12 protein-coding genes are annotated in these 11,730 nt (G+C 28.6%); all 12 read right to left on the bottom strand.

The genetic code is table 25. The annotated features are described in order from the left end of the window. Positions 1 to 6: 6 nt before the first annotated feature. The 12 genes from cas4 to HLG78_RS00840 all read right to left on the bottom strand — a co-directional run bounded on the left by cas4 (position 7) and on the right by HLG78_RS00840 (position 11,728). Positions 7 to 516 (bottom strand): CRISPR-associated protein Cas4, encoded by a 510-nt coding sequence (gene cas4, locus HLG78_RS00895; RefSeq protein ID WP_231178554.1) that lies wholly within the window; start codon positions 514 to 516, stop codon positions 7 to 9. Between the two features lie 16 nt (positions 517 to 532). After that, positions 533 to 3,016 (bottom strand): CRISPR-associated helicase Cas3', encoded by a 2,484-nt coding sequence (cas3, locus tag HLG78_RS00890; RefSeq protein ID WP_231178552.1) that lies wholly within the window; start codon positions 3,014 to 3,016, stop codon positions 533 to 535. After that, complete coding sequence (cas5b, locus tag HLG78_RS00885; RefSeq protein ID WP_231178550.1) at positions 3,010 to 3,696, bottom strand: type I-B CRISPR-associated protein Cas5b; 687 nt, start codon at positions 3,694 to 3,696, stop codon at positions 3,010 to 3,012. The genes cas3 and cas5b overlap by 7 nt, the downstream gene beginning before the upstream one ends. 2 nt (positions 3,697 to 3,698) lie before the next feature. After that, entirely contained in the window at positions 3,699 to 4,589 is an 891-nt protein-coding gene (gene cas7b, locus HLG78_RS00880; RefSeq protein ID WP_231178548.1) for a type I-B CRISPR-associated protein Cas7/Csh2, read from the bottom strand. Positions 4,590 to 4,613: 24 nt separating this feature from the next. After that, positions 4,614 to 4,997 carry an HI0074 family nucleotidyltransferase substrate-binding subunit gene (locus HLG78_RS00875; protein WP_231178546.1) on the bottom strand — a complete coding sequence of 128 codons (384 nt, stop codon included), beginning with the start codon at positions 4,995 to 4,997 and terminating at the stop codon, positions 4,614 to 4,616. Then, the gene (locus HLG78_RS00870) at positions 4,955 to 5,269 is read right to left on the bottom strand and encodes a nucleotidyltransferase family protein (RefSeq protein ID WP_231178544.1); all 315 of its coding nucleotides are present in this window, start codon (positions 5,267 to 5,269) and stop codon (positions 4,955 to 4,957) included. Before HLG78_RS00870 ends, HLG78_RS00875 begins: the two co-directional genes overlap by 43 nt. An 18-nt stretch (positions 5,270 to 5,287) precedes the next feature. Next, positions 5,288 to 7,279 carry a TM1802 family CRISPR-associated protein gene (locus HLG78_RS00865; protein ID WP_231178542.1) on the bottom strand — a complete coding sequence of 664 codons (1,992 nt, stop codon included), beginning with the start codon at positions 7,277 to 7,279 and terminating at the stop codon, positions 5,288 to 5,290. Between the two features lie 10 nt (positions 7,280 to 7,289). Then, positions 7,290 to 8,096: a CRISPR-associated endoribonuclease Cas6 gene (locus HLG78_RS00860; RefSeq protein ID WP_231178540.1), complete on the bottom strand. Its 807-nt coding sequence runs from the start codon at positions 8,094 to 8,096 to the stop codon at positions 7,290 to 7,292. 146 nt (positions 8,097 to 8,242) lie between these two features. Then, entirely contained in the window at positions 8,243 to 8,713 is a 471-nt protein-coding gene (locus tag HLG78_RS00855; RefSeq protein WP_231178538.1) for a crossover junction endodeoxyribonuclease RuvC, read from the bottom strand. Positions 8,714 to 8,722: 9 nt separating this feature from the next. Next, positions 8,723 to 9,871, bottom strand: coding sequence for a pyridoxal phosphate-dependent aminotransferase (locus HLG78_RS00850; RefSeq protein WP_231178516.1), 1,149 nt, complete (start codon positions 9,869 to 9,871; stop codon positions 8,723 to 8,725). A 27-nt stretch (positions 9,872 to 9,898) separates the two neighbouring features. Beyond that, positions 9,899 to 10,318 carry a DUF2177 family protein gene (locus HLG78_RS00845; RefSeq protein WP_231178513.1) on the bottom strand — a complete coding sequence of 140 codons (420 nt, stop codon included), beginning with the start codon at positions 10,316 to 10,318 and terminating at the stop codon, positions 9,899 to 9,901. A gap of 15 nt (positions 10,319 to 10,333) precedes the next feature. Then, positions 10,334 to 11,728, bottom strand: coding sequence for a glycine--tRNA ligase (locus HLG78_RS00840; protein ID WP_231178511.1), 1,395 nt, complete (start codon positions 11,726 to 11,728; stop codon positions 10,334 to 10,336). Between the last annotated feature and the right edge of the window lie 2 nt (positions 11,729 to 11,730).

Raw genomic sequence — 11,730 nt, 5'->3', positions numbered from 1 at the left:
TCAAAATTAAATCCAGCAAAATTCATAATAGCTGCATCATCTACATTTTTTGTGAGGTCCTCACTGCTTATTTATAAGCTTATCTGGTATTTTTTCGCTACTTAGAATACTTTCTATATCTTGTATAGTATTTAATAATTCTTTTTCATTATCTTTGGTCAACTCTATCTGAATATTATCTTGGTTTTCCTTGAATTTGATTAGTCATTTTTTATTTACTCACTTTTGTTTAAGTTTCCAAAGATAAAACAAAATCTGCATTTTTACTCATTCAAATTCAGTATTTGCCTTTTTAAATTCTTCTACATAATCTTTGGTTAATTTGTCTATTTTTATCCCATCCAGTTCTACTTCTACATTTTCATCTTGATCATCATACCTTAGCTCGTGATAATGTTTTCAGATTTTTACTTTTTCGGAAGTATGCTCAGATTTCAGATTGTTGTAAAAAAGCCAGCCTTGTCTTGGACAGTGCATATACTGGGCTATCAAAGAAGCTGTTATCTGAAATTTCATTATATCCAATTAACAGTTAAATAATGTTATCCTCCAACATTACATCATTTGCACTTGAAACATCAAAACCTACTTCTTCATTATAAAACTCCTTTATCAAATCCTGATTTTCATATATAAGTCACCTTTCTAGTTCTCTTTTGGCAAATCACAAATTTTGTATTTTACTTATATCAACTGATATTATGTACTGCAAAAAATACGGTTTGATTTTATCCCACTCCTTTTTTCTTTCAAATTTGTTGGGAATATTTGATATATCCTCAAATTGCTTGAGTAGATTCTTGGAATAATTATCAATGTTAACAAAGATATCAACTGTTTGGTAGCTTTTTTCTATCAGATTAAAGTTTCTGCTCATATCTTCAAATTCCAAGTGATTCCAGTTGTCCAACAACTTATTTTCTATATCTTTACCTTTATTTTGCTGTATCAACTCAAAATAATTATCAAACAGTTTTTTATAATCTTTTTCATAAATAATTCAGTCTCAGGATAATACCTGATTGGTAAACTGCAAACTCAGAAAATCATAAATATACTTTGCAAATTTTTCTTGTTTTTTGTTATCTTCATCTATCAGAGAATAAAGATAAAGAACTCACCTACTAGAATTTTTTCAGTTTCTATTTATTCTTCCAAGAGCTTGTACTATACTATCTATTGGTCCAATATCCCTGAATCAGATATCCATATCTATATCAACTCATGCCTCTATTAATTGAGTACAAACAACAATAACTCTTTTATTGTTATCCGAATTTTTTATATTTTTTATTTTGTTGATTCTTTCTTTCCTGTGGGCAGGAACTATATTTGTAGAAAGATATATAATTTCATTATTTTCATCATTGTACTCATCTTTCAAGCTATTATAAACCTTCAAGCTGGATTTTATAGTATTAAGTATAATAAGATGGTTTTTGCCTGGATTGTTTTCCAAAGAATTGCTTATCTGTTCACAAAACTCCTGAATTCATATTAAGTTGTTCATATTGGTTATATCAACACCTGTTCTATCCAATTGATCAAAATATTTCTGATTATTGGGCAAAAGCTCAATAGCTTCATCCTTATCAAAAATCATTGGCAAAGTAGCAGAACTTAAAACAAAATAGCAGTTCATATACTTAGCAAGTATCCTAAACATTTCTTTGAAATTTCACCGATAACAATATGGAGTTGTTTGTATTTCATCCAGAATAAATATACTGTTTTGGAAGTTAGGATATTTTATAAGTTGTTTGTTTTTATTACCAAAAATGGTATGAAAAATCTGGACAAAGGTTGTAACTACTATTCCTGCATCCCAAGAGTTAATCATAAATTTTTTCTTGTCATAATTTTCAAGCAAATTCTCGTTTTCATCATCAAAATCAACTTCAGCAAGATAGTGGTGTTTCAATAATAAATTATCCTCATCTGGCGAATATCCATTAGTTTTCAGAATATTATAAATTTCCTGATAGACCTGCTCTATTATTGAAGTAAAAGGAAGTCAATAAATTATTTTTGCACTTATTCCCTGATCAGAGAGTTTTCATTGTAATTTAAGAGCTATATTTAACAAGTTAAAAGTTTTTCCAGCTCAAGTTGGAGCATTTAGAGTATAAAAATGGTTGTAAGTATCTATTTTTTCAAGTCAATCCGAAACATCTCTATAAATATTATTTCTGAATACATTTAGTTCATCTGATGGATTATCAAGATTTTTGATTTTTTTGAAATTTTCAACTAAATCAGGTTTGTTGATAATATTTGGAGAAAAACTATAATTCTGAAAAATTGTTTTGTATTTGTCAGCATATATCAAAGAAGAATAAAATATTTTTAGGTATTTTATTTTCATAGCATCTGATTGGGTTCTGGAATAAGCAGAATCAAAAATACCCAAAACCTGTTGCTTGAATCATTCAGCATTAACTACATCTTTGAACTCTTCAAAATCAAACTCAAAATATATATCAAAATCTTTTAACAACCTATGTAGTTCTTTAGTAGTAGCATCAAAATCAATATACTCCAGCTGAGTTCTAATTACATCCAATCTCTGAGCCAACCAGTCTGTATCCTGAACATTTACAATATTTTCAAGATTTCAATGGTGCTTTAATATAGCATACATTCAGGCAAGCATCAGAAATTTTGCTTCCTCTCTATCAAATCATTGCTCCTGTATTATTGGAAGATTTTTTCATATTATATAAAAATAAAAAAAAGCTCCAAAAACACTATGTTCTTTATAATTTTGTATCAATGAAGCAACTTCTCAATCTATATTATTCTTATTGTACTTTTGGATATAATATTGAAATATTTTTGTATATTTTCCAATATCGTGAAGAATTCATACCAAGGCAAAAAAATCACCTAATTTTTTTTCTCCCATATAATAATTTTTTCAGATATTCTGATTTTCTTTGGCAACAAAATATAAATGTTCATATAGAGACTCTCCAGGATGTGCAATATAACCATCTGGAATAAAATCATCTAACATAAGATTATATTTTCTCCATTAAAATCAATACAAGAAGCTTTTTTAAGTTTGATAGCAGTTCCATCTGGAACAAACAAAAACTCTTTCAATGACAATACATTTCTTTGATTATCCATCTGGAAAGGAACTTTTTCAAACTCAAATGGCACTCACTCCTCCAAAGATATGTTTTTACCTTCTTCAAAATACTCTTCGGGAACCAAACTATTTATATATACATTTTCTTTGTTCTCAAAAGAAACAGTATTTTGCTCTCACATATACTGGATATTGGCAATAAACTCACTAATACCAAGATAAGTAGTATAATATCGGTAGTTTTGCTCAAGATTGTTTTTTAGCTTTTGATAGTATTCAAATCATTCATCAGCAATATATATTGTATAACTTGGGTTTATAATTGTTTCTAATCTTACTTGGATATGACCAGATCATCTTTTGGTGTCCAAAAAATTCATTCCAAACATTTTCTTGTTTGAAACACTATTGTTTAGTTTGACTCAAATTTTTGCAGTATTCATACTCTCGTTATTACTATCTTTTTCCAATCCCAAAATTGCTCCCAAAATACCTTTGACAGCTGTAAAGGGAGGTATTTGGAAGGTCAGAGGAGATGTAGTTGTATAGAATCTACGGAAATGAGCAAACTTTCCTGATATTTTGAAGGCCAATACATTCATTTTTATACTTTTTCAACTCTTAAATCTATTTCTTGGGATTCAAGATTTTGGATAGAAGCCCTTTTGTCTATTTTTATGTCTATAGAGTCAATTTTATCTTTGTAGTCCTCTACTCTCTCAACAAACTCTCCAAATTCAAAATATCATTTACTAATATCATTAAGTGCTTTGGAGTCTCTTATTTTGTTGTTTGGCACAAATTTTATATACTTATCAAGTTCTCATATATGAGTATTAACTCACTCTTTGAATTTAACATCTACAAGTATTCTTGGCATTTGTTCAAATTTACTTCTTGTAAGCAAATTCTTGGTACCATCCCAAAGTCAATTTTTTAATGAGTTAAAATCTTCTTCTTCAAAATTAGTTGAACTACTTGCTTTTTCATTAACTATTCAATGAAAAGCTATAATACTATAAGGTACAACAAACATTTCTGTAAATGTACCTTGCCCTTTACTTTCTCACGAACTAAAAACTGTAGTTCATTGAACTCTTACCTGATCTACATCGTGCATACTCTCACCAAAATTAAATTGTACAGGTCAGGTAATTTTAGTTAATATAGCACTTCCAAAAGCTCTTACATCAACAAACTTTTCTTTGAACTTCTGAATATCTTCTTTCGTAGCTTTTTTATCATTAATTCATTCATCGCTTAGCCTATCTTTTATACTTTTAACATCCTGATTGTCTTTTAATTCTTCTTTTACAAAAACATTTTCTCAGATTTGATCCCAATAATCTCTAATAGTTCTTTTCAATCTAACATCTGTAACATAAAGTTTATCATGTATCATTCTAAGCTCATCGTTCTCCAAAGGATCACCATTTGGATTTGCAAATCTACTATCATAGATAAATACTAATTCGTGTCTGTTGTTTATAGCCATTTCTTTTGATTTAGTATATAAATATTATATTTCCATATTTTTGTAAGCATTGTACAAATGCTGATAATTTTTAGTTATAAAATCATAAATCTCATTTGACTTTTCTTCATCATATATATGAGAACTTAGATTCCTAACTTCCATCATATCAAGGAATAAATCTACATCATCTATAACCCCTATTTCATATAAACTTTTCATTACCGCTCTAGGAGAGTTTACCTGAATTCACTGAATTTCAAGATAAAACTTCCCTACTTTCCAGAATAATTCAAATGTAAACTCATATCTTTGAATTACACTATCTTGTACAAATTCATTCCTTTCCTGACTTACAGCATCTTCAAGCCTTTTATAAGCTTTTTCTAACTGTTTTGCTTTATAATTAAATTTTTGGGTTGGTTCCATATCTGAATATGTTTTAATGCTAAATTTTTGAATTGATTATCCACTTTTGCAAAATCCACCAAATCCACCTTTTTGCCAACACTTTCGTCAAGTTCTCTTCTTAGTTTGAGATAACTTCTAAACTCAAGTGGCTGATCTCCTATGACACCTATATCATAATCAGATCTTTTATTATATGTTCATTCTGCTCTGGAGCCAAACAAAAACCAACAGTATCTATCTTTGTCAAGATTTTGCTCCAGAACTTTATTTATTTTATCTTCATCATTCATTATTGATTTTATAATCAACTAAATATAATTATATTCTTCTTGAGCTTCCTTTTTGGATTCTTCTTGCTGGAAGTATATTTTTGGTAATATTTCCATTCATATTCCAAAGTAATAAACTATTTCATCTCTGGATAAATTTTTATCCAAACCTTTCATACTTATTTGTAATATCAATCAATAAAGAGAAGGATAATAATTAAACTTTTTTTCTGCATACTTGTTAAATTTGCTTCTTGTTTCATTCAGAAGTTTTAACAATCCATCATAATCCAAATCTTCAAAATTTATCCTGGTAATGAATGGATTACTCCCTATTTCATTTTGCTGTTTTTCCAGCAAAAGCTTTACATACAATCCTATCAAACTTGCATATATTTTATCATAACTGTTAAATATTTCAAACTGATTAAAATAATCCTGCAAATTCAACAGTCTTTCATTTTGAGTGTCAAAACTTATAGTATTCATTTCCTGTAGTTTAGTATCTAAAAGATTATTTTCTAGGAAGTAAATATGGACAAGATACACCTGTAGTATACTAAAAAAAAGATTCCCATCTTTTGAATTTAGGTATTTATCCACATAATCTTTATAAAGTTTTTTATAAATTATTTTAAACAAATCATCAGACAAATATCCTTTATTGTGAAGATATTTATCAAGAAATTTATAATATTCCTGTATACCTTCTGTTTCAAAAAAGTTCTTAAGATTCCATATATTTTCATTTTTTTGATAACTTGGATAAAGATGAAGTTCTGGCATCTTTTCATATAGATTTCAACTGATATTTTTTTCACCAAGAAGCTTTTTCATATAATCCATATAACTATTACTTCTTTTCAAAAGAAACATATTAGATTTATAATATTTTCCAAGCCTAGATGGTAGTATATCTCTCAAAAAATAATTAATTTGCAATCTATCTGAATTCGCAGGATCAATATGACCAAAAATTATATTAAGTTTTACAAATTTTTCTTCTGATATTTCTTTTTGATCACTAGATTCTCAGTATACAAACAAAGGTTCCATACTATCTAAACCTTTTGAAGAAGTAGCATTTGCATTTATTCTATCTTTAATATTACTTTCTATTGAAGACAAGTTTTTATTATCATATTTTTCTATTATTTCAAAAACCTTGTTGTTTTTCTCAAAAAAAATAGATGGAAATATATAACAATACTCACCTAAAATATTTTTTTGTAAATTTTCTTTAAAATAAGAATACCCAGACTGGATCTTATCATAACATTCCTGACAAACTCCAAAAGATTTATACCCATTTTTGGGATCAAGATTATAAGTAAATCAAGGTTTATCCAGATTATAAAATTTATAAGGAAATCAAACTCATTTACTTTTATAAAAATCTATTAAATTATCTTTTGTCTTTTCACAAACATGACAAAAACCAGAAACAATTTCTGATCCTTCTCATTTATTTTTGGCTACAAATATATCCTGAAATTCCTGTATATCTCCTAAATATACAAATTCTTCTGTTCTTAATGGTGTTAATCAATAGCTTTTTATAAGATTCTTTGAGATTTTTATTGTAAAAATTTTTGTAGTAGGCTTTTTATTTTGATCCTTTGAAGGAAGATCCTGAATTTTTTGTTTTATCAACTGGGAATTTTCAACTTCTTCTATTGATGTATTTCTAAATTTTTCTTCCAGATTTTGGAAAAATTTATGATCTTCTTTTAATTTAGAGATAACAGATATTAAATCGTCTTTTTTAAGTTGAGCAAATTTTCAGTTCTCGTCCACTCCTATATAAGAATTAGGAAAAATAGGTTTAACTCTTCATTTTCAGGGTTTATAACACATTCAGATCAAATCTTTTATATCTCACTCTTTTATATTGGACTCAAATACAAATTTTTCTCAATCAAAATTCAAACTGATTATATAAAAATCTCCTCTAGGAACAGTTATGAAACTTTCTACAGGTGATTTAATTGTATTTACATACTCTCCTATATCCTTTAATTCTTTTAGCATATGACTTATTTTACTTAATAAACCCAAAACCTGCAGTACACCTCTCTCCTACTCATATAGCAGAAACATATTTAAGTGCTTTATTCAAATTCCTGTCATCTCCAACCACAAAATCCCACAAACTACCTGCAATTTTACCTCATTTGAAATCCACCAAAGCTCATCTCTTGAACTTATATCACTTAAAAAAATCACTCCTGTCTGCTATTTCCTCAAAAGCTTCTATATCCTCAAATTTTTCCAAAAGCTTTTGGTCAAAATCATTTAATTTGGGAACATAATTGTTTTTGATAAGATATACATATTTTTTGAGGATGTTTTTATTGAGCTGTTTGATAAAAACCTCAAATCACATTTCTTTTTTCCAGTATAGAGGTTTACCTTTCCTCTCCGGCTTCTGAGGTATTTCATACCTTCTGATAAGCTGTTCATCCAGACTCAGAACCACGGGTGTTACTAGCTTTATTTGTTTTCACGGATACAGTGGGGACTGATTTTTCACATAAGCATTTTTGATATGGATTTTATTATCATCACCAAAGTTTAGTTGCTTGTAAGTTAACACTCCCTGATACACTTGATTGATAATATCCTGATCAATACTAGAAAAAGTAATATTATAGTCTACTCAGGGCTGATAATCTTTTCATTTCTCAAAAGGAAAAATATTTGAGTAACAAAAAAGCCCAAAAGGCAGGTTATGAAAACTCCTATTGGGATCTTCTCTCATTAGGTTGAAAAAAAGTCACTGTAATTTGTAGCTATCAAAACTCCACTCCTGAGTTTGTTCAAACTGAAATTTAATATCCAACTTCATCTGCAGTTTCTTAGAACTAAATTATCAATAATTTTAATAACAGAATTTTTATTTTCAAGCTTTTTTTCTTGCGTTATTTCAATCAAAAAAACTCTCCCAACCAAGGGAAGAGGATGCTTTCAATATCATTCTACTAATTCCACATATTAATTTTGCCTCATAGCCAAATAAGCCAATCCCAATGCATCAGCTGCATCATCATACTCAGGCATTTCTTCTAGTCAATATATTTTCATTATTATTTGCTGTACCAATATTTTGTTGGCTTTGGAGTTTCAGGTAATATATTTTTTCAACTGGATAGGAGTATATTCTATTATTTTGATTTCTTTTTTGATAAACATACTTATCAATGCTCATCTAATTCAATACACAAATTCTGCATTGGATTGATTAAACTTTGTGAAATATAATTTCTCTATTCAAACCTTATTGATTTCATAATTATTAACAATATCTTCAAAAAATTCATATATTTTCAGTATTCTTGTAAACTGATCTAATCTTTGAGGTCATTTCTGATCCAGTAATAGTATTCAAGCATCATTAATATTTAGATTTTTGTCTATCAATGAGTATCACAATTTTCTAACACCAGGATCAATTCCCAAAATCATTATTATATACTATTTGTTAAAATATTTACCAAGTTTTTCTATTCAACTACTCAGATCATCAAAATCTCTTCAAAAACAAATTCTAAAATGCCCTCTTCCCCTATTTCAAAAACCACTTCAAGGTACCAATGCTACTTTTGATTCATGCAAAATTTTCAAACATTCTTCATAATCTTTTTCGGTATACTTAAATCTTGGAAACAAAAAATAAGCAGCCTTAGGAGTTCAAAATTCAATATAAGAAGAAAGCTTATTCATTTCTTGAATAGTATAATCTCTTCTTTTTTGTAATTCTTTTCTTACTTTTCAAATCCACCGATCATATATTTCAAAACTTGCTAATGCAGCCCATTGACTATGTACAGGTGCACATGTTACTAATCAATCATGTACTTTCAAAACTTCCTTTGTTATATTACTATCCGCCAAAAAATATCAAACTCTTCGTCATGTCATACCAAATGTTTTTGACCAACTATTTACCAGTATTAGATTTTTTTTGTATTTTTTGTACAAATTAATACCACTTTCAAAAAAATTCCCATCATACAAGAACTCATCATACACCTCATCCAAAATTAGATAAATATCTTTTCAATCTATAGCATCCAATATTTGCTTTATTTTTTCTATAGTAAAGATAGATCAAGTAGGATTATTTGGGTTTGATATAATTATAGCTTTGGTTTTTGAATTTATCTTGCTCAAAACATCTTGTACATCAATATCTAGATTTTCATCAAGTGAAGAATATACTGGATTTCACCTACTAAGTTTAATACATCAATCATAAGATGCATAACAAGGATCCAAGAGCATCACTTCTTCATCTTTTTCTAGAATTGTTAATAGTACAGAAGATATTGCTTGTATAGCTCAAGCAGTTATTACTATTTCATTTTCAAAATCTACTTCTACAGAATTGTTTTTGTAGTATCTCAAAGCAACTTGTTGTCTAAGTTCTGGAATTCAAGGTACGATGCTATACCTGTTTGTTTCTCATTTTCTTATTTTTTCCATCACAAATTCTTGGATAGGTTCAGGAACTCAATACCAAGGTACTCACTGAGCCAGACTAGAAACTCAAGATATTTTTGATCATTCAAGCTCAACTTTTTTTATCAAAGACATTTCTTCGTCTTGCAGAATACATTTCATATAAAATACAATAAAAAATTAAATCTTTTATAGTCAAATTACAAAACTATAAAATAAGAAAGAAACTAGTGAAACAACTCAGCACAAAACTGTTCACCATGCAACATCAATTACTGCAAACTTCAAGGGATAGTTTTTGATAAAAGTTAATGATGTAAAATCATAAGTAAAATACAAAACAAAACCAAAAAGCATTCAATACAATAAAACTTCTAGTCAAGATTCTCATCTAAATGTTGCAAAGAAAAGACATCATATACTGATAACAGCCCATGTGATTAGTCAATAAAATAAGTTGATTTTGATACTACCATTATTGACTTCAACTAGGCTTCAAAACTGTTGCCTTATGAAATCATGTATGATTCTTCAAAGCCATAAATAATCCATAACGATTAGGGTAAGCAAACCCACAAAAAAAGTAGCTATTAACAAGATTATTTCCATTTAATTTTTATTAAGTTATATAATATCTTCTATTTTAACTCTTTGTTGAGTCATATCATCTCTATTTCTGATAGTTACTGTACCATCTTCTAATGTTTGATGATCGATTGTAACACAGTATGGGGTTCCTATCTCATCTTGTCTACGATATCTTTTTCATATATTACCACTTGTATCAAATTCACAAAGGTACTTATCAGAAATTTTAGCAAAAACTTCTTTTCATTTTTTTACCATATCTTCGTTTTTTTCCATCAAAGGCAATACTGCATATTTCACAGGAGCCAAATCAAAAGGAAATCTTACCACTACCCTACTTTGTTCGTTTCATTTAGGGTCTGTATAAGTTTCTTCATCATAAGCATTTGCCATAGCAACAAAAGTTGTTCTACTAAGTCACATACTAACTTCTATCACATAAGGAATATATCTTTCTCATGTTTTCGGATCGGAATATTGCAAATCCACTCATGAATGTTCTTGATGATTCTTGAGGTCATAGTTTGTCCTATTGTTTAGAGCCTGAACTTCTCACCATCCCCAAGGAAATTTAAACTCAAAATCGTGAGTACTATCAGCATAATGAGCTGCTTCTTCATCTGGAAGTTTTCTTGCTTCCATTTTTTCTCTAGGAATTTGTAGAATATCACACCATCGTTTATAAGATTCATCCATCCAGTGTTGATAATAATCTTTTGCTTCATCAGGATGAACAAAATATTCTATCTCCATTTGTTCGAACTCTCTTTGTCTGTATATAAACTGTCCTGGAGTAATTTCATTTCTAAAAGCTTTACCAATTTGAGCAACTCAAAAAGGTACTCTCATCCTTGTTGTATTAAGTATATTTTTGTAATCTACAAAAATTCACTGACAAGTTTCAGGTCTTAGGTAAAGCATATTTTCATCTGATTCTACAACTCACTGATGAGTTTTAAACATTAAGTTAAATTTCCTAATGTTAGTATAATCTAAAGCTCCACATTCTGGACATTTAATTTGTTTTTGAGAAATATAATCTTCCAAATCTTCCAAAGGAGTTCATTCTCAAGCCCAATTATTTGGATATTCAGTATCTCATGATTTTTCTATATATTCTTCTATAAGTTTGTCTGCCCTAAATCTGTTTTTACATTTTTTACAATCCATCAAAGGATCGTTAAATCATTTTTCGTGTCCACTTGCTTGCCAAACAGTTCTATTCATTATTATTTGAGCATCCAAACCAATCACATCAGTTCTTTTTTGCACAAATTCTTTCCAAAACAGGTCTCTAATATTATTTTTTAGTTGAACTCAATAAGGACCAAAATCCCATGCATTTGATAATCATCAATAAATCTCACTTCCTGGATAAACAAATCATTTTCTTTTAGCCCATGCAGATATAGTATCTAAGTTTACATCCATAT

The organism is Candidatus Absconditicoccus praedator (genome assembly GCF_021057185.1).
In the GTDB taxonomy this organism is placed as follows: Bacteria; Patescibacteriota; Gracilibacteria; order Absconditabacterales; family Absconditicoccaceae; genus Absconditicoccus; species Absconditicoccus praedator.
This window is presented reverse-complemented; position numbering and strand designations above follow the sequence as displayed.